7 protein-coding genes are annotated in these 20,201 nt (G+C 61.7%); 2 read left to right on the plus strand and 5 right to left on the minus strand.

From position 1 onward, the window contains the following. Window positions 1-8 precede the first annotated feature (8 nt). The 5 genes from NL532_RS11670 to NL532_RS11690 form a co-directional block, all read right to left on the minus strand. A complete protein-coding gene (locus NL532_RS11670; RefSeq protein WP_081730885.1) occupies window positions 9-1,658 on the minus strand; it encodes a DUF4403 family protein in 1,650 nt (549 codons plus the stop codon). Between the two features lie 110 nt (window positions 1,659-1,768). Then, the gene (locus tag NL532_RS11675) at window positions 1,769-2,002 is read right to left on the minus strand and encodes a Sec-independent protein translocase subunit TatA (RefSeq protein ID WP_023828046.1); all 234 of its coding nucleotides are present in this window, start codon (window positions 2,000-2,002) and stop codon (window positions 1,769-1,771) included. A 175-nt stretch (window positions 2,003-2,177) separates the two neighbouring features. Continuing rightward, window positions 2,178-2,720, minus strand: coding sequence for a M35 family metallo-endopeptidase (locus NL532_RS11680; RefSeq protein ID WP_031202583.1), 543 nt, complete (start codon window positions 2,718-2,720; stop codon window positions 2,178-2,180). 52 nt (window positions 2,721-2,772) lie between these two features. Next, window positions 2,773-8,322 (minus strand): hypothetical protein, encoded by a 5,550-nt coding sequence (locus tag NL532_RS11685; RefSeq protein ID WP_023828044.1) that lies wholly within the window; start codon window positions 8,320-8,322, stop codon window positions 2,773-2,775. After that, window positions 8,319-17,030 carry a hypothetical protein gene (locus NL532_RS11690; RefSeq protein ID WP_286488113.1) on the minus strand — a complete coding sequence of 2,904 codons (8,712 nt, stop codon included), beginning with the start codon at window positions 17,028-17,030 and terminating at the stop codon, window positions 8,319-8,321. The genes NL532_RS11685 and NL532_RS11690 overlap by 4 nt, the downstream gene beginning before the upstream one ends. Window positions 17,031-17,695: 665 nt before the next feature. Here NL532_RS11690 and NL532_RS11695 point away from each other — a divergent pair. Both NL532_RS11695 and NL532_RS11700 read left to right on the plus strand, forming a co-directional pair. Beyond that, a complete protein-coding gene (locus tag NL532_RS11695) occupies window positions 17,696-19,645 on the plus strand; it encodes a BTAD domain-containing putative transcriptional regulator (RefSeq protein WP_081730883.1) in 1,950 nt (649 codons plus the stop codon). A 21-nt stretch (window positions 19,646-19,666) separates the two neighbouring features. After that, the gene (locus tag NL532_RS11700; RefSeq protein WP_023828041.1) at window positions 19,667-20,200 is read left to right on the plus strand and encodes a hypothetical protein; all 534 of its coding nucleotides are present in this window, start codon (window positions 19,667-19,669) and stop codon (window positions 20,198-20,200) included. Window position 20,201: the final 1 nt, after the last annotated feature.

Genomic DNA, 20,201 nt, shown 5'->3' on the forward strand with positions numbered 1-20,201 from the left:
GTCGAAGTTCACTTAAGAAGAGCAGACGTGATCTCGGTGTCGAAGGTCAAGGCGAGCTTCGTCGTGACGACGAGATTGTCGGGAGCAATATGGACACCTGTCAGCTGGATCGTGGGAGTTCCAGCGGTGATTTTCAGGCCGGGCACATTGGCCTTCGCGATGCCGGTTGTGATTTGCGATGCAGCCTCGTCGATCGGCTTGGTGAGATCGAATTTAGAGCCTTCTTTGAGCGCCGAAAGAATTTCCGTTTCGAAAAGACTTTGGACGATCATCCAGAACTTGTTGTCGATGACAGTCGCAAAGTGAATGCCTTCCACTGTGATGGCTTTGCCGCCCTGAACCAGCGTCGGCTTACCAGACAGATAGACCCAGCCAGTTGTGTCGAACCACTGGCCTGGCAACTTGGCATCGATCTTCAGCCCAACAGCGAGTGATCCATTGCTGGGATAGAGGTCCACGTCGTCAATCCGGATCTCGATCGTGTTGGACGCGATGTTCTGCTTGAAGGTTTTCCCTTTCAGGGCAGCCGCCAATTCGGCTTTGAGAAAGTCGTATGGAGCGATTGCCTGAAGGTTCACATCGAGCCCGCCATGATCGGCAGACGCGGAATTCAAAGGAGGAATGGCTGTGCCGGTCGTCGCGATCTCAGATGGCGAAAGGACTGTCGTCGCGCCGACGCGAACGACCATTCTTAGCGCGTCGTCCTCTGCTATGAGCCCAGAAAAGCCCGCTGTCTTGGGCTCGATATTTAGAAAGAGGGGAGTCTGCTTGAGTCGGTCGATCTTGATCGAGAACGGGTGCCACTGCTTCGAAACGCCTGACCGGACAGCGTCACAGGGAAGAAGGCTCTGAGCCGCGTTCTGTATGTCGTCGCGGTGCTTGTCGAACTCGCCGTTCAGAACATCCGCAAGCCCAAGATTTACCGGACCGGCGCACACTTCAGGGTGACCGAGAGCACCGAGATCAATCCCAACGCAATTCCTCCCGACGAGTTCGACGGATGCACTATCTACCCATTTTCCGACGGGGGCAGCCTTGACGATCGGACACCATCCACTGTCTAGACCGACATTCATATTGATCTGCGGCGAAACCCGAGCGTCGAAGCTCTTCCCAGATAGAGAGAGCACTCTTGCGAGGTCGCCGCCAAGACCGGCCTTGCCCGTTATGTGGACACTCTGGCCTACTTGGATATCGGCGCCGGATTTTGCGATCCGAAGAGACCGATCCTTGTTCACGCTCGCGTCCCAGTGATAATCGGCACATTGATTCCTTGTGCCGATACTAGGACCAACGATGTCTGGCACGTTTATGCACACCCTCTCAATTCCAGCGCCTCGAAAGTCCAAGTATGGCTTGTCAAAACACTCCTGGTGCGATCCCACGCGGCCTGGATTAACGAACGGTATGTTCATGCACGCAACGTGGCCATCCCCGTTCAGCAGGACCGAGTTTGGGACTTTCGCTTCCCCGGCCTGAACGAGTGCACTGTAAGGAATCGACGCCACCAGCGTGATGACGCTATCTGAGATAGTGGGAGGAGGAACGGCCTCGCCACCATGAGGCGGCGCTTGGAAGAGTTGATCGCCGTTGCAGGCTGCCAGCGAGATACAAACCGATGGCGCCAGCAATAGGAGACGAGTTTTCGCGATCGTCATAATGTTTCCCCATGTCTTAATTCTATTCACAAATTACTGTGAGAAGAGGGTGCAGCGCGTTCCGCATAAGTCACTGATCGCGCTGGTATCGTTACTCGTAACAATACTATTCATTGCCCCGGCAACCTTTGGGAAGTTTTCGTGGAGGAATTGCCCCGCGCGAGACCACGAGCCTCCGGCTCGCGTGCCAAAGGCACGGCATCATCCGTTGCCGTCAATTCTTGCCGAAGGTTCCTGATGCCTTTTCCCACATCTCCCATGAGGGCGGAGATTCGCCCGCGCCCGAAGAAAATCATCACGACGACGATGACGAGCAGCCAGTGCCATATGCTTAGCGTACCCATTTTCTATCCTTCCTTTGTCCGATCGAGTTAGGATCGGTCGAATGGTTAGGTTGACGATGTACCGCCGACCGGATCGACCGCCCGGCGGCTATGGGATGCCGGCAACGATGTCCTCGGCGAAATATTCGAGGTTGTTGGCTGTGCGCCTTGCTTTTTGGGGCTCCGTTCTTGCCAATTACTCGGCGTCGGCGATGGTATAGTCAGGCTTGCCGTCGCCCGTGACGTCGGTATCGACGATTGTGGCGCTGGTGGCTTGATGAGACGCCTCGTGGACGATGGTCCCGCCTCGGGAATCGGCGCCCTTGTCCGATAGGTCGAAGAAACCTGACTCCAGGAAAATCTCGGAGAAGCCCCCCTTGGGAACAAAGGCCAAGGTACCCGGGTCGTCGTCTGGCATTGTCTTGTTCGGACACCAATAGCTCTGGAACACCATAAAGCCGAGGACCTCTTCGTAGACTTGCTTGAGTACGGGATCGTCGTCGCCTTCATTCCCCCCGAACCAGCGCTTGAACTTCGCGCCACTAGCGGAATTGGTGGTCGGCAGACTGTTGATGGTGTCCGACAGCATCGAGCGCGCTTCCACTACCGCGGCCGATGCAATGGCATTTTGTCCCGCATCACATGCAACGCGGTACGCGTCAAATGCGTCGGAGCGGGCGGTTGTTGCCGCCATGCACAGCAATCCTGCGACGCCGGCCAGTCTCAGTGAATTCCTCATGTGATTTCCTCCGCTGTCGTGCGCGTTTCGCTTCGGGCAATTTCGATACTTGCTACTTTGAGGTCGCATCTTCGGGCTGCATTTTTGGCGGCGTGCTCGCGCTTTCCATCGGGAGGTCGAAAGCTATGCGTGCCGAGAAGCGTGGACCGGAATCGACCAGGGTATTTGGCTCGAACATCGTTTCGGGAGATATCGGCTCGGCCGGGTAAGTCGCCGGCATCCGCTGCTCGATTTCCTCAAGGTAGGCATAGAACCGGCCTGGGCCTAATTGCGCCAGCCGCTCGGCGTCGATCGAACACTGCAAATTCCAGCGGCCTACGCCGTCTGCGATGTGCGGGTTGTTGTCGAACGCATGGAACTCCGCTGCGTTGACCGGCGTGCGCCTCCACCGATTCCCGTTGTCCTTACCTTCATGGACCACGCTCATTCGCATCTGAGGCTTGTCGAGTGCGTCGTAGATCGGGTGCCCTGCTCTCTCGTAGCGCTTGTGGTGCTTGACCCTTTCGGACGCCTGACCGAAAACGCTGGCGAACACCATGAGACCGCCCTTCTCTCCGCGGATCGGCGTAACCTCGGCGGTGCGACCGGGCAGGATCTGGCTCCATGCGACCACCGGCTCCGAGACCTGGAGATCCGGTTCGGTATGCTCCTGGTAGCGAACCAGGCCGAACCGAACGAACGGGTCGGTCGATCTCGAGGGCGTGATCTCGATGTCGACGAACCATTCCTCCCGGTCTGCGTCGAAGCACGGCTCGTAGGTGATGAGACTGACGTCCATCATGTCGAGCTTGAGCTTGGTGCTGTCCTGGTCGGCAGCCGTCGCGCTGTCTTCGTCGTCCGCCCTGGCGATTGGCATCTTCACGTTACGGACAATGCGCGGGTCGTGCGGAGAGTTGTTCAGACGCTGCAGGATATCCGGGGGAATAGGGGGATCCTGTGGCCTGTGAATGAGATGGGCGACATCGGCGAAATTGTACGGGCCGATCAGCGGCTCGGTGCTGGGAGCGCTGTCCCAGCGGATCGGATCGCCGCCCCAGCGCGTGATGAAGGCGCCGCCGGGTCCGACAAATTCGTCGGACAGCTCATCCAGCGCAACGCTGCGCTTGTAGTAATCGCCGAGTTTGCGCGACAGCGATGCCTCCAGCTCGTCGAAATGGTTCGGTGGCCAAACCACGACGCCCAGCCGTTCGCCTTCGCCAGATGAAAACCAGCCGCGCGATAGATAGATGCGGGTCACCGCACTGCGCTTGAGCGTGTGGACGACCAGCCCCTGTTTGTCGACCGTCAACCGCTCGGTCCGGAACACCGGCATGGGCGAACGGACGACACACTTCGCAGGGCGCTCGCTGGCAGGCAGCCAGATTTCGTGCGGCAAACTTTCCCTGATCTGCTGCTTACGGTTGAGCGGCTGCCTCCGCCCCAGTTCCTGCTGTGTAGGTTCCTTCGGGCCGCGCCAGCGGTCGACGGTTTCCCAATCGGCCGCGAAACGCGAGAACGCCACCGCCTTGACGACGAGGCGACGTGCCTTCGCGTCCGGGAAGGTGTGCACCTGGTCGGACTTGAACATTAGACGCCGCACCTGTCCGCTGCCCGCTGGCTTGCGGGGTGTTGCCTCTTCCTTGTTCACGACGACCAGGCCGCGCCGCGCGGCTTCGTGCACCATGGCCAGGCTGATGGTCGAGTTCCCCTCCCATTGCGGCCACAATGGCGTCGCCCCCTCAGCCGGCAATGCTTCACAACGCAGCAGGGTGACCTCAGACCTCTGCAGGGAGACACGGTTTCGGTCGTCGATATCCGCGAAGCCGTAGACGTCGAGCACCGAAGAAAAGCGGCGTTTGCCCGCCTCGTCGAGCAGGCTCGGCCAACGGCCCGCGCGGCGTGCCTTGAGGCTGCGCCGCCGGCTGATGTCGTCCATGACAGAGCTGCGCGGCGCCACCGTTTCCGCGACGATTTCGAACCCGTCGGCGTCCGTAAGGTCGATGGAGATCGCGCCCGTCAGCAGGTAGTCCTTTGAACCGACTGCTGTTGCCGGCCGGAACACATCTCGCGCCAGCGCCAGCGCCTCGATATGCCGCTTGGCCCCTTCAGTCGTCTGCGCGGCAATGGCCGCCGGCCGAACGGCGTCGGCTGCACCGAACAGGTTCCTCGCCAGATACTTGTCCGAAGCACCTTCGCCAATCCACTGCACCGCGGCGATTGCCTGGTCGAACCCGTCGGGCAGTGGCGATACGGCCCATCGCGGCGCCGATGCCGGGCGGCTCGCCGCACAAGCGACACGCACCGGCGCCACGGCCGAGAGCTCGTCGATCGGCCGCACGCACGTCGCGTGTTGCAACAGAAGCTTCGCGATATCCAGCAGCAGATCGTCGTTCGCGCCGCTGTGGCCGCCGATGGAGCAGTGACAATCGGCTGCGTCTCCAACCTGTGCGGCGAGGCATTTTTGCAGCGTTTCGGCAGCCTGATCGCCGAACATCGCGGCGAGCTTTGCCGGCGCTGCCGGAGACCCCATCGGATTGACGAGCGCTCCGAGCACCTCTGTCAGCGAAAACCATTTCGCCAGGCGCTCCGGGCTCGGCAGACAGAAGGCCACCAGGTCATAGTCTTCCGAGGGGGCGAGTTTCATCTCGACCACCTTCACACGAGCGCCGGTCTTGCCGAACTCGCCCGATGGCGACAACTGCTGATCGGGAGATTTGGCGAATGCCAGCACCTCGCTCGCTGCCTTGGGCCTTGGCCGGCGGTTCACCGGCGACATCACGATGGCCAGCGGCCGGGCATTCGGCCACTTGCTGAGCCCGCCATCGTAGACGGGGATTGTCAGAGAGCCATCGAGATACGCCCCGGTGGTGCGGTGTTTGAGACGCAGCACATAATACTCGGCGGCGGGGTCCGGCAGAAACGCTTGCCGCTCGCCGACATCATGGCCCGCGATGAACACGGTCTCGCCCTGTTCGTCGGGCGCGTCGTAGACGATTTCGCGGAACTGTTCAGCCGGAATCATGCCGAAGCCATATGGCTTGCGGGTGACGGCGATCGGAAAGCCGGCCGGCCGGCGGGCGCGGGAAGCATTCTTGTCGTTCATGTTCGGCGCCTGGCGATCGCGACGTACGTCGCGCAGTCCGCCCTTGAGGCGCTCGCGAAAGTCGCTCGTATCGAACACGCCGTGACGCGTCGCCTCGTCCTGCGAGATGGTCGGCGGCACGATGATGCGCATGGTGGACGATGGGTTAGCCCGCCTGCTCGCCGGCACGTAGGGCGCCCCAGCCATGAACTCGCCGCCATCTGCCGGCTCGGAATTGTTGAGGCGAAGCGCCGCACGATCGGCCTGCTCGAAGCCCATCGGCGCGTTGCTGCGCAGTGCAATGTGGTTCGGCAGCAGCACGTCCGGGCGGCCGATCGCTTCCTGGCGCAGGAAACGCCGCAGTGATGCCGGCGTCGGCTCTTCAGTCAGTTTTGCGGGAAAGGCGAGCAGGCTCTCCAGGTCCTGCGTGGTGTTCGCCACGTATTGCCGCTTCAAATGCGCGCCATCCTCACGCAACGGGATGGCGCGGCCGCCGAGGAAGGTCGAGCGCATGGCGAAACGGTAGCCAACGCCATAGCGAAGCGGTGGTGGCCGCGACGCCGGCTCGTTCTTGGCATCGGGAAGACCGAGCGTTCGGCGGAAGGGAAGCGCGGCTTTCCCGGCAGCATCGTCGGGCACCGGACGCTCGGGCGCGCAAAGTACTGCCATCGGCGTGCCGTCCCATTGCGCAACAGCCTCCTCGACAACCGCGTCGGTGTCCGCGCCGCCGCTGCCGCGCGGAACCAGCCGCGAGGCGAAGACCATGCTGGCGGCGTCGATCTCGCGGCGCTCAGCGGAGCCGGGTGCTCCGATCAATGTGTCGAGCGCGGCCTTGACAGCCGGCTTGGGCTCACGCTTCACGCGGAAGTCATAACTTACTGTACGGCTCATCAGGCTGCGCCAGCGATCCACCTTGTTCTTTCGGACCGCGACGTCGAGCCGGCGGCCGATGGTCAGATCTTCGGCAAAGAGCAGGGCCCGCGCACGCTGCTCGCCTTCTTCCGGTTTTGTGCTCTTCTGCGCAGCCGTGCGGGCAGCGGTGCGGATTGCTTCGTCGGCGCGCAACCGATCCATGACGACGAAACCCGCTGTCTGGAAGGCGTTGGCAATCGCCTCCGCCTTGTTGATGACGTCGTCCTTGCCGGTCGGTTCGACGGCGCGGCGCATGTCGAGCGACACGAGGCCGTAGCGGGGGTTACCTTTGGCGGCGCCGGCGCCGGTCAACGATACGCCGTCGAACTGGTCGAGGTTGGTTATCAGATCCATGATCCGGGCCTCCCAGCCCTTTTCGCCCTGGATCATCCCCGGAACATCGATCTCGTCCTTCGGCGCAGGCCAGAAATGATCGTCGGCCACCTTTGCGGTGGTCCAGACGCGCGGCGTCGAGCGGCCTGCCTCGTCCGCTTCGGCGGCGAGGAACATATACGGGTCCATCTCCATCGGCTCGAGTTCCAAGTCGATCGCCAGACAGAACAGGCGCGCGAAACCGGCGTCGCCCTGCAGGGCATAGAAGGTTTGCGCAATGCGCTCGAGGCGCTTCTGTTCTTCCGGCGGCGTCTGGGGGGCCTGAGCCCAGCTTCCGTAGAGCTGCGTCTTCGCGGCCGTCCCAGGGCTGTCAGGTTCCGGCTGGCCGGGATTCTGAACAGGAAGCTCCGCCGGAGAAACAGGTTTGCAAAGCCGGCTCAAAAGCTTGTGGGTCGTCTTGTCGAAGGTCTGCTTTGCTTGCTTGCGGTCGTCGTTGGTTGCTTTGACGACGCTGTCCAATTCCAGCTTCTTTTTTTCACGCAGCTCGGCCAGGGCTTGCTCCTTGCTCAGTTCCTTGAGGTCGGTTGCCGGAGCCGCCGCTATGCCTTCAATCGGCAGGTCGTCCAGATCCGGCAGCGGCTCGCGGATGCGGTCCGCGACGCGCTTGGCCCGGTCAATCTCGAGTTGAAATGCCAGGTCGCTCTGGCGTGCCGGAATGATGGTCTTGATCGTTACCGTTTCGCCAGGCTTGACGGCGGAAGCGCGCATCTGACCGCGCCCGCCCTGCTGCAACTCGGCGGGGTCGGCCTCGTCCGTCAGAGCCGCGTTGAAGCTTGCGCCCTCAAGCGAATGGCTGATGAGTTTCGTCAGATCCGTCCATGGGTCAGCGCCTCCAGCCGTTTCGAAGGCCTCCCTCCAAACCGCGTTGATCTCGTCCCACGCCTTGGAGGTTTTGGGATCGCCGAGCTTCTTGATCGCCGCGATTGCCATCAACGTCGAAGGCTGTGCAATGTCGGGTTCGGCCGCCGTCCAACATTCGCCGTCGAAGCTTTGTGCGGCCCTCGGAGCGACCGCGATCTCGACCGCGAACTTTGCCACAGTCTTGGAGCTGCCGGGCAAGCCGATCCCGCCGGCGATCAGCATGGCCATTTTCTTCGGCCACTCCGACAACTCAAAACTGCCTGGCGCGCCCGCAGTTGCTGGTTCCGGCGTGACGATCAAGGTCAGCTGTCGGGCTCCGCTCTTGGTATATCCGTTGGCGACAACCCGCATGAAAGGGCGAACCGGTTCGCTCATGATGCTTGCTCCAGAAGTGCGATGTCGAAGTAGTCGAAGTATTTCGACGTGTCTTTGCCCTGGCACACCGTGGTGACCTTGACGCCCGTGACGAAGCCGTATTCGTCCGGTGTGATGGTAGCGCCGGTGGCGCCGGTGATGATCGAGCGGTCGATGCCATCGGCCGAGATGCCGGCAAATCGCGTCGGGCTCTCCAGCGCGCCGGACTGGCTTGAACCACCGCCGCCGCCACTGCCCATCGCAGGTTGGCTGCTGGCAGCGCGTACGCTGTAGTCGTAGTCGACGATGCCCATTGAGAAGGCGAAGCTGAAGATCGCTTCACCTTCCATGGCGCCGCCCTCGGCCATGCCAAGCTTGACATAAAGGGACGCGTAGAAATTGAAGATCCAGATGCTGGCGGCGCCACCGGCAAAGAACGTGCCCGAGAGTTCGGTAACGCGATGGCCGCTGGCGAGCTCCTGCGTGCGGATATAGAAGCCGCTCATGATGCGCCCGTACGCAACCAATGGGCCGAACGAGAAGTCGGCGCTGCCGCCGAATTCGAACGACGCCTCGAAGCCCACGATCTTCTTGGCACTGGCGGTAATGGCGAAATAGCCGGCGCCGCCAAACGGCGGTACGCTGATGGTGAAGGGCGCAAGCCGGCGCGCCAGCGAGGCGCGGAACAGGGCTTCGCTGTCGGTAAACGGCAGCAGCGCCGCGACATTCAGCGAGACGTTGGAGAACGAGATGCCGCCAAGCTGGATGGTCCCCAGGTTGATGCCGTAGCCTGCTTCGATGCCCGGTAGGCCGTCCAGTGGCTGCAGATAGAAGCCGCTGCCGCTTGGGCTGAGAAATGACTGCAACTGCTGGGCGAATTCGAGTTCCTTTCCGATCTCGAACGTATTGTAGTTGACGTCGAAGGATGGCTTGCCGCCGTCTTCGATCAGGAACGACGCGCCGTGGAATTTCAGCGCGACGGCTTCGAAGATGCCTCCGAGCAGGTTGACCTCGAACGCACCAAGCTTGCCATCGGCACGGAACTTGACCGGGTCCTTGCCAAGCAGATCGATATTGACCCTGACGGCGACATCGAAGCGGCTGCCATTCATAAGGCTGAAGATCTTGCCTTGGCTCTGGCCGGCGCCGTAGGTGCCGGTCGCCAGGTTGAGATCGTAGGCGAGCGTTGTGCGCAGCGGGACGAGATTGGCGAGCGTGTCTTCGATCTCGTCGCGCAGCGCCGCGACATCGATCATGCTCAATATGTCGCCACTGGTCGCCTTGACGACGAGATCCTTGAGATTCCTGATGATTAAGAGTGGCGCAGCCTGGCCGCCCAGCCAACCGTCGAGAAAAGCGCCGAGCTGCTTGCGAACCTCCGTCTGCCCGAAATCGGTGGCGTTGGCCGCATCGCTGATCCAGTCCGCTTCCTGCTGAAGCCGGTCGCAGGCTTCTCCATCGCAGGCGAAACCCTCGAGCTTGGGCACAGTCAGGGCCTGGACGACAAGCCCGGTTGCCAAACCTTCCGCCAGCGACGGGTCTTTCAGCACCTTGTTGCGGGCCTCGAGAATGGCGGCGTAACCCGTGGCGAGAGGCTCGAGAGCGGGCTTGATGAGGTTGAACGCTTTGTCGCGAAGCGCCGCCGGTAGCGCCGACGCGCGGTCGAGCAGGCTGCGGTATGCGTTCACAGCAGTGATTTCGGCATTTCGCAGACCGTCGCGGATGGTGTCGAATTCGGTGCTGGCGCCTCCATCCATGAAGAACTGTTGGACACTGGTTCCCTCACCGGTCTTCACCGGCAAAACGAGAAGCTTTTCAATGGTTTCTGGACTTCCGCCAGCGTCGAAGTCCTCGCGAAGGTTCACTGGTAGAGTGCTCGTCAGCTTGGTGAGGGCTGCCACGACGCTATTGCGCTCGGGATTGAGAATCTCGGGCAATGCGGCCACAATGTTGCTCACCTCCGAAATCCCGGCGGTGGCAAGGAGACTGCCCTTGGACAGAAGCTTGAGGGAGAGGCTGACCACAACCGTTAGGCAATCGGCGACTTTTGATTGGGCGGACTGAAGAGCTGCCTCCAGTTTCTTCACCGCGTCGGCGATGTCGGTCGAAGCAATCAACGTTGCCGCGAACCCGCCAGCCAGCGCAGCTTGGTTGTTGGGTTTGCTGAGATAGTTGGAGAATGCCGCGGCCATCTCCTTGAGCGCGGCCGCGAGGCCGTCCAGCGCAACCTCGACAACTGCGCGAGCTGCCTCCAGCCGCTGCAGCAGTTTTGCCGGATTGAGAGTGTCGCCTGTGCCGTCGCCGATGGATTGAGCTTTGATATCGTCCAATGACCGCTGAACCGCCTGAAGTCCGCGGCCGAGGTGAACGGTATGCCGATAGATCGAACCGATCTGGGTCTTGATGATGCTGTCGAGGGTTGTGGTATCCTTCAAGACACCTTGCGCGGCCTCTTGCAGGTTCAGCGGTAAATCGCTCTTGTGGTCGTCAAATTCGCTCTGCGCCTTGACGAGCTGCGTGTCGATCTCGCCGACAGACGTCCATGCGTCGGCAATTCTTTTCAGGATTGTGCCCTCCGCGGGCAGCACATCCGGAAGGTCAGGCATATCTGCGGTGTCGGCTTCATCGTCCGTCGGCCACTGGGGCGTGCCGACCACTGCGAAGCCCAGGAGTTTGGCGAGCCCGTCGAGCGCGCCCGCTGCCTCGGTGGCTGGCGTTTGGAGTACAGCGGTCAGATCGAGTTCGGCGCCAAACAGCTGACGAGCGACCGTTGCCGAGGCAGCCAGCGCCGCGTCCATGCTCTTTGCATGGACAGCGTTCAAGAGACTCTCGACCGCTTGAGCGCCGGTCTGCAGGCGGCGCAGCTCGGCAAGGAGTTGCGAAACGGCAGGAGGCAACTGTGACGGCGTGGCGTCTATCCGCTTTTCGACCTCCTCCAGGCGCGTCCGATAGGCCTGGATCGCGCCAAGCAGCCTCGACTTGTAAGGCGCGTCTGTGTTCTGCTCGATGTAGTCGAGCGCGTCCTCGATGGCGCCCTTGGCCGCACCGATCAACGTCTTGGCGAGCTTCGCCACCGCCATTTCGAGCGTGATGACGCCGGTGCAGAGTTCGACGGTTGTCTGCTTCACCGCATCGTTAAGTTCCTGCTTGGCAGTCGCGACGGCCGCGCGAAGCAGTTTGGCGGCCTCGCGCGCCTGGCCTTCGGCCGCCGCCACCTCGGAGGCCGTGCCGCCGGCCACGCGGACAGCGGCGACGAGATCGGGCACGGGCACGGGCAGCGGAATGAAGTCGTCGAGGTACTCGATAGTGCCGATCATCTGTGCGACGACGTCGGCAATGGCTGCCTTGGCGTCGCCTTTTCCGATCGCTTCAAGCTTGTCAAGCGTTGTCTCGAGCGCCGCCTTGGCGCCGAGAATGTTCGAAATACCGTTGAGCAGTTGGTCGCGGACCGCCTCCTGCAGGCGTTCTGGAGCATTGGCGGCGAGCGTCGCCAGCAGGCGCGCGAACCTCTTGCCTGCTTCGTAGATCGCCGACAGCTTCTTCGGCAGCTTGAGGAGATCATTCTCGGCGAGCGCCGCATCGAGCATCTGTGAGAGGCCGGTCAGCCCATCATCGATCTCCGGGAAATACCTCTTGATCGAGATCTTCTCTTGCTTTTCGGCGCCCTCAGCAACCTTCGCTTGCTCCTTGGCCAGACGTTCGTCGAGAGCATTCCACTGCTCTGCGATCGTCTTGACGACGGCCTTCAGCGGCAACAGCACATTGATGCGCACCAGCGAGAGTGCATCAGCCGCGGCGTCCTGCAGCGCCGAGCCGAACTCCATCGTCTCCTTGAGCAGCGGCAGGTTCGCGCCTGAAAGGTTGAACCATTTCATCAAATCTCTGAGCTTGATGATGCCAAGCAGCTTGGCGTCCGACGAGAAGAAGCTCTCGAAGACCTTGAGCTGCTCGGCGTCGTTGGCTTCGTTGTCGCTGTTCGCAACCGCCATTGCGCCGGTAGGCGTGGCAGCGGTGGGCGGCTTGGCCTTGCGGAAATACTCCGCCAGCGAGACGATTTCGGTCTCGATGGTTTTCAAAGGGTCTGGCTTAGCTGCATACGCGGGCTTATCAGCGCCGAGTGGACCCTTGCTTCGCGACAGTGCGTAGATCATCGAATTCGGTCGTGCGATGCCGCCCGAGCGGTCGCCACTGCCGCCCATGTTCAGCGGTACCGGCGTGACGAGATCCAGAAACACTTCAAGCGGATTGCCGTTGTCTGCCGCTTGGCCGGCACCGTCCGACGCCTTGTTCTCCCCCTGGAAGCCCTCTTCAAGGAAGTGTCCGTCATAGCGGACCACGGTTGGGTTGGCGCCGGAACCGGTGAATCGCTCCACCTGCTCGATATGAATGAAGGCCTTTTCGACCATCGGATAGAACGGAGGCTGCTCGGCTCCTTCGAGGACGCCAGTCGTCGCATACAACGAATTGTCGCCGCCCCATTGCGCACCGCCAGGGCTGCGCCGTCCCTGTGCCTGAACCAACACGCTATCGGTTGCGAAGGTCGTGTCGCCGCTTTCCATCTCTTCGGCAAAACGCAGCTTTTGCCCCCGGAGCGGCATGGAGCGGAGGTCCGACGTCAAATAATTGTAGTAGTCGGCGACCTTCTTGACGCTCGCCGGTGTGGTCGCGGCAACATTGTCCAGGAAGAGTAGCGGCATCGAGGTCGGCTTACCGTCGAGCGCAAACTGGAACGCGATCCTGCCTTGATCCGTGAGGTCGATTTTCGGCCAGAAGGCGAGCCCAGGGGCGTCGCCCAAGCTCAGCTTGCCGTTCGGCTCTTCTGCCAATTGACCGGTGGCGCTCACCGGCGTCGTCGGGTCGACGATGTCCGGCGTGCGCCGGGTAAGCATCAGCACGTCACTGGCGCACCACTGGCGCCCGGCATTCGGTTGCCCGACCGCGGGATATTTCTTGTCGGGCTTGCCGATCCTCAAGAACATATGCTGGCGCAGCAACGCCTTGTAGCCCTGCTTCTCCGTCAGCAGGAAGATACGTTCGGTGAGCTTCACCAGTGAAGCGCGATGACCGAGCGGGAACAGATAGCCCTTGTAGACGACTTCGGCGCGGATATCGCGGCCAAGCACGATCTGATGCTGCCAGCGTTCGATCGACATGCCGGTGAAGAACGGGCGGCCATTGGTGTCGAGCGCCGTCGCCGGCGGATTGAAGTGCGTGTCGTGCGTAAAGGACCCGCCGAGCGTCGACAGCGTCAGTTCGGTTGCATTCAGCGGTACCGGCCGATAGATCGCCTCGTCGTTGCGGCCGTCGAGCAGCGCGAATTCTTTCCCCGGCTCGAATTGCCCGGAGCCGTCGATCAGGGCGCCGCCTTCCTCGACATTCTCGCCGATCGCTTTGCGTTTGCCGGTGACAGGCAGCCCGTAGGCCGAGCCAAGCAGCAGCAATTCGTGGCGGTCGTAGGCGTCGAGCGAGGTGCGGAAGAATTTGATGTCGGCTTCCGTCTCGGTGCGGATGCCCAATCGGCGGCATAGCCAGTCGACCAGTCGCAACTTCCTCGGTGCGGGAAAACTCTTCTCCTCCTTGCAGAACGCCTGGTCATCGTGATCGCCCCACTTGCCCTGGTCCTCGGGAAATGCAGCAACATGCGTGGCGAGCGGCGAGTTCACGCCGGAGTTCGACTGCTCCGCGCCGAGGAACCACGGTGCGTAGGCGCCGCGCGGCGGAGCGAAATGACCGGGCAGCGGCGACTTGCCGTCGCCAGGCGAGGGCTGCAGGGCCATTGGCCGGAAGTCCGGCGTGCCGACCACACGCAGACTGGGCAATATGTCGTCGACCAGCAGGCGGGCGGTCCAAAGATCGCTGCTGTGCGATAAGGCCTTTGCCTTGAGTTGCGTCGGCGTCTCGCCATACTCCAGCACCGCCGGCGGACTGGCGAATTCAGGGTTGCCGTGCGGAATGGGAAAGCGCCTGGTGGCCTGCCAGACCGCGTCCTGTGCCGTCGACAGCACGAGCCGCGACGGGATCTCGATCGCGGTCTCGAGCGTGGTCGGATTCTGCGCCAGCGAGGCCCGGATCTCGCTCATGCGCTGGGCACCGGTTACGTCCTCGCCGGCGCTCAAGCCTTGATGGCCGAGCATGCGGTGATCGTCCAGGTCGGCCGCCTGTTCGCCGAGCGGCGGCATCATGCCCGAAGGCGCTTCGCGAAACAGTTTTTCAGCGCGCCGCGTGACCGCCGGCTCGTGATGTGACCAGTCGGTGAGCGAGGCGAAGGTGAAGGGGATTGCGTCGAACGCGATGCCTGCGGCGCCTGGCTTGGTCGCCGACGCGGGCGGGAATGCGGGCATCCCGTTGGCGTCATGGCCATCGCCGAGTCCCGGTCGGCAATTGACCCTGAAGGCCAGCCGTGTCGGTCCAGAAAGCCGCGCCTCGACGATGTCTGGAATGCCGTCGCGGCCCGACGCGAACGTTGTGAATTTCGATCGCGCGTCCTTGTCGCGCTTGCCCGCCATCGTCAGCTGTTCGGTCGAAAGCCCGGCCAGATTGATCGGGTGGAAATATTCTGCCTCCATGGCGCTATCGGTCGCTGGATCAGCCGGCTTCATCTTGGAATTGCCGGTGAAGAGATCGCGATAGAAGCCGCGGAACAGCGAGTAGAGCGGCAGGCTCGATTCCAGCTTGCGCTCGAGTTCGAGCCGCAGGTCGTAGTCGGTCGGAAGCGGTTTGGGTTGATTGTCGGGGCCGGATTCTGCCGCCTGAATGGCGGTGATCTGCGCCGCTGCCTGGGCGTCTATCAGCTGGTCGATCGCCGCTCTGATCGTGCCGTCGATCGACTGCATCTGCAGTTTCCGAGCGGCTTCGAATGCATCCGGCTGTAGGCCGTCGGGGCCGATATAGACACGCTGCTCTTCGGAGAGTTCTGCGGTCTCGGTGGCGGTCGCGAACTTGCCGCAGAAGTTGGCGAATGGATTGCCGAGATCCGAGCCAGCCGCTCGTTCGTTCTTCTTCTTTTCGTCCTGGATGAATCTCCTTTGCACCAGCTCAGGTTTCAGTTGAGCTGCGGCAGCCTGCTGGTCCTTGTCGAGACCGAAATCCGGCAGGGGCGGGAGTTCGGGCCGGAAGATCGCTTCCTCCATGACATGCTGGGGGTCGAACTCGACAACCAGGACCGGGCGCGTGTCGACGCGCACCGGTCCTGGAAGCGCCCCCCGCTCCTCTTCGGACATGTCGGCACGCTCTTGGCGCGGCGCGACAACCACCCCGCAGTCCTCACGCGCCGGGAGGATGATCGGCTGCGGCGTGAAGGCCAGGATCATGTCCGAGAAGCGGAACCGGAGCCGCATCTGGTCGTAATCGCGCGCCGCCATCAGCGATGCGCGCGATAGGTCGAGCGTGGCTTGGCGCGCGCCGGCCGTCGGCGTTCCAAGCCAGATGAAACTGGATGAGTCGGCGGTGGGCGATTCAGCGATCGGCCCGGCGAGCGGCAGTCCGTCTGCAAACGACAGGCGCAATTCGGCCCGCTCGAAGCGCAGCCTGCTGTGGCTGACATCCGGCAAAGCCGTGTCGGCCTCGAACAAATGAAGGTCGACGGCAGCCCGGCGCAGACGCTGCTGATCGCCAGCTTTGGCGCCGCGATCCGCGACGATCCATACCGTCTGGCCCGGTGCGCCAGCGCGGTCGCCGCTGGCGGCGAGTATCACCTTGCCGAAATCGTCCCCGGTCGTCGTAACCGCATCTGAGGCCGAGGGTGAGCCGCCGGCCGGGACATCATCGGCCTTGGCCACCCCCTCTTCATGATCCTTGTATGCGCCGGTTGCTCGAATTCGGCCGATTGCCGTGGTGATCTCCGTCTTCCTCGGAACGGCAACCGACTCCCCGTCGGCATCGACTTTCTCCATATCGACCGCGCCGGCGGCAGAGATAACGGTGCGGACAATCTCATCCTTGCCGGGGAAGACGATGCTGGTTTCTGTCGCGACCAGTTGCTGGAGTTCAAGCGGGCCGGCGACCTGCGCGCCCTTTTCGACGAATTCTGCCGTCGTGGTGCCGACGACGATCCGGGATACAGTCTGGAAGGCGCCTGCCAGCAAGGCCGAGGGGCCGCGGCGGATTTCGAATTGCCATTTCCCGCCAGCAGGCGGATCGGGACGGATGAGACGAAAATTGAGTCCGGCGCTGTTGCCCGCACGCAGGTTCGCGACCGACACAATGGCACCGATCCCGCCAAAATGAGGCCCGGCCGTTGTGCCGTCTGCGGCCTTCGCGGCCTTCTCATGCCAGCCCAGCGAGAAGTCGCTAACGGCGATCTGGCCCGCAAAGGCACCAAGCGGCTTGCCTATCGTACTCACGCGCCACTGGAACTTGCCGGTCAGTCCGATTGCGACGTCGTCCTTGCCGTTGCCTGCATCGATCCGGCCAGCGAACATGCGCAGGAATGTCTTGTTGACGCGCGACGCCCATAGGGTTTCGGTGGCCTCGGCCTTTTCCTCGATGAAATCGTCGAGAAATACGGGATGTTCCGTCTCGTATTCCAGCGACTTGCCGTCGCTGTCCAGCCAGACGTCGGTGAGGATTCTAAGCTTCCAGCCGGCAACATTCTCGAAGAACAGTTCGATCTTCCTGTCAACGAGACCGCCATAGCTGATGTTCCTGATGTAGAGTGTGCGTTTCTTCGCGTCCGACCCGGGTCGCGCAATGTCGAACCAGCTTTTTTCACCGAACATGTCGATTGACATGTCGAGCGTTTTCAGCCCGGGCGCGGGTTCCCGGGTTTCGTGATCGACGCGAAGCACGCGCAGTGTGCTCCCGTCGGCCGAGAGATCAAATGCGAGATCGAGGTTCGAATCGTCGGCTCGATCTGCGGCAAAGGCGGCTGACAGACTCGGAATAGCCGGTGCCGTGGCAAGAAGGCCAAGAAAATGGCGTCTGCTCAGAGGTAGCGGCCTCTGGAGCCCACCAACCGGAACAGCAGACGACGGCAGATAGAGATGTTTCCACATCTTTTCACCCAAGCAGAGCTTGGCCTCACGGGACTGGGTTCTTGAACGGCTGCGTGTTCAACTCGCCGCCTGACCCCAGAGTCATCTCGCCACAGGCGTTACACGGCCGTTACATGGTCGTGGGGGCAAAAGCGTATGTGTCTCGGATTGTGCACGCGAGTGTGTACTCTTGAACTTCACGCCGAAAGATTCGAAGCCGGCTCAACTCTGCGATGCGCGCCCCGCGCCGTAGATTGTATTTGGTGTTACGGATTAGCACCCTTCCTGACCGGCGGCATCGTGGTTCCGTCAGCGCATCGATCATTTCAACTTGCCGACTTCAAGCATTTATGCCGAACGAGCGCGAAAGCATTTGCCTTCATTGATTTTTTGATCGCATATTGGGATGGGGGGTTGGGAAAATGGCGTCGATACAGCCTGAGAATACTGTTTCGTTTCGATTGTTTGGTTTCCCCCAGGTCGTTTCCTCGAAAAAAGCGAGCGTGTTTCCGTCGCGGGGCTTCTGCCTTTTGGCGTTGCTCAGCTTGGCGCCGGTCAAAAAGCTGACGCGTGCTAGGGTCGCCGCGCAGCTTTGGGACAGTGCCGACTCGGCTGCAAGCCTGGGCAACCTGCGCCAACTGCTGTTGCGCATGCAGAAGGCTCTACCCGATCTGAACACGATCCTTGCGGTGGACGACAAATCGCTTTGGCTGACAAACGCCGCCGGCCAGATCGATGTTTGCAGGTTTCTGGAGCTGGGTGACGGGCCTGCGGATCAAACCCTCCTGGAGCTAGTCGCACTTTACCAGGGCGACCTTCTGGAAGGCGTGGCCGCCGCGGCCAATCAACCGGATGACGCCTTGGCTATAGCCAGCACCTATTTGCGAGAGCGCTATTTCGCCCTTGTTCAAGAGGCCCTGAAGGCGCTCACCCGCTACGGGACTGCTGACTCTACGTTGCTTCGCGCCGTCGAACGGCACAGCCTTTCCATCGACAACGCCAGGGAAGACACCTACCGCGCGCTGATCATGGCCTACGGAGCAATCGGCAGGCCCGAAGAAGCAAGGCGGATTTACGGCCTCCTGGCTTCGGTGCTGAACATGGACGGCGCCGACAGTCCCGTCATGAATACACGCGTTTCGCTTGCGCACGCGACAGCAAGGCTCATCGATCAGACATTCGGTCGACCCAATGACGTCGGCGAAGCCGGAACACGCCTGATGCGGGTCGCCTTACTGGCACCTAATTGGGCATCACGGATGTCGGATCGCGACAATTTCCTTCGCGCTCTTGTGGAAGACATCGCGAACGAGCTGGCACGATACAAGAGCCATCTGACGCTGGCACCCCACAGCAGCTTTCAGGTAATGCACGACGGCGGCGTTCTGCTGGAGAACAGCTTGTTGCGGGCAGATTATACGGTCAGCAGCTTCGTCCGGCCCGCCGCCGGTCCTGGTACCTTGTGTGTGCGCCTCGTGCACAGCGATTCCGGCGCCATCGTCTGGGCTGGTGACTTCGCGCTGCAACATGAGGTGCTTGTCCACTCCAGTCGGGTGCTCGTCGCGCGGATTGCTGCCGAAGTGTCCGGTGCCGTGGAAAGCGATTCGCTCAAGCAACTGGAGCGAACCGGGAACGCCTCGTCGTATTTGCATTTCCTGAGAGCTCAAAGCGCGCTGAAGACATGCGACCTGCGAAGCGTGCGACGGGCGCGGCGGTCCTACGCCAATGCGATCAAAGAAGATGGCTGCTTCGCAGAAGCCTACTCCGGTGTGTCCTGCTCACTCTATCTCGAGTGGCTCTTGCTCGGTGGCAACGATCCGAAGCTGCTGTCGGAAGCGCGCGAACTAGCCGATCAGGCGATACGCTACGATCCGCACAGCTCGTCCGGCCACTGGCGCAAGGCAATGGTCGCGCTTTATCAACACGACTTCGCTCAATCGGAACAGTGTTTTCACCGGGCGCGGGACCTGCATCCGAACTCCGCTGACATCCTGCTCGACCACAGCGACGCCATGGGCTTCGTCGGCGACGCCAACGATGCATGGCGGATGTACGAGCGCGCCATCGATCTCAATCCCACACCGCCCGACCACTACTGGTGGGCCGGAGCGAGCATCGCCTTTTCCAAGGCGGACTATTTCAAGGCCATCGAATTATGTGGCCGGCTGGACAACGAAGAGTCCGTTCTGCGACTGCTGGCCGCGTGCCATGGGCAGTTGGGAAACGTCGTCGAGGCGCGAGAGTACGGCCACCGATTAATGGAGATGTATCCCGGCGAGAGCGCCGAGAGCATGACGCGCCTGCAGCCGCACCGCAGCAGGCAGGACCTGCAACCATTCATCGACGGACTGCGGTTGGCAGGTATCAAGTGAGAAGAGGGAAGGGGAAGTGCAATGAAAAATCTGAAGCCATCCAGGGCCTTCATCATCGGAGATCGCGATCTCGGTCTCACAATCGTCATCACCGATCCGGTGATGGTTGTTTACTACTCTGCCGAAGATCTCAAAAAGGCGGAACACAACGACATGAGTGGGCAGGAGCCCCTCGTCTCCATGGCCGCGATAGTCAAGGATCTGGTGCCGCATCTGCGTGGGGTCGAGGTGGTGCAGCTGAAGCAAAGATTGAATCAGATCGACCAAGGAAAGCACGGCGACTTTTCGCTCGCTCAGGAGGAGGCCGCGTTCGCCGAGGCCGACTATGCCAGGACTATCGGCAGGATCATCAGAAACGGTGGCAATGTGTGCGATGTGGATTTCTGCGTCGCGCTGGATGTCGATCCTGCGGAAATAGTCGCGAAGGGGCGCAACACTGAGCCGGCCTCGGAGATTGCGGACTACCTGGCCGCCAACGCAACCAAGCCGCTGCAATTCCACATCGGCAATCTTGCGCCCAGCGAGCTCGATCCACTGCAACCGTGGAAGCCCTGAA

Origin of the sequence: Mesorhizobium sp. C120A (genome assembly GCF_030323105.1) — a bacterium.
Classification (GTDB): domain Bacteria; phylum Pseudomonadota; class Alphaproteobacteria; order Rhizobiales; family Rhizobiaceae; genus Mesorhizobium.

What these genes read in the sequence shown, in the direction of transcription:
- NL532_RS11700 (WP_023828041.1), top strand. Translation starts at nt 19,667, where the DNA reads ATGAAAAATCTGAAGCCATCCAGGGCCTTCATCATCGGAGATCGCGAT.
- NL532_RS11695 (WP_081730883.1), top strand. Translation starts at nt 17,696, where the DNA reads ATGGCGTCGATACAGCCTGAGAATACTGTTTCGTTTCGATTGTTTGGT.
- NL532_RS11680 (WP_031202583.1), bottom strand. Translation starts at nt 2,720, where the DNA reads ATGAGGAATTCACTGAGACTGGCCGGCGTCGCAGGATTGCTGTGCATG.
- NL532_RS11690 (WP_286488113.1), bottom strand. Translation starts at nt 17,030, where the DNA reads ATGTCAATCGACATGTTCGGTGAAAAAAGCTGGTTCGACATTGCGCGA.
- NL532_RS11685 (WP_023828044.1), bottom strand. Translation starts at nt 8,322, where the DNA reads ATGAGCGAACCGGTTCGCCCTTTCATGCGGGTTGTCGCCAACGGATAT.
- NL532_RS11670 (WP_081730885.1), bottom strand. Translation starts at nt 1,658, where the DNA reads ATGACGATCGCGAAAACTCGTCTCCTATTGCTGGCGCCATCGGTTTGT.
- NL532_RS11675 (WP_023828046.1), bottom strand. Translation starts at nt 2,002, where the DNA reads ATGGGTACGCTAAGCATATGGCACTGGCTGCTCGTCATCGTCGTCGTG.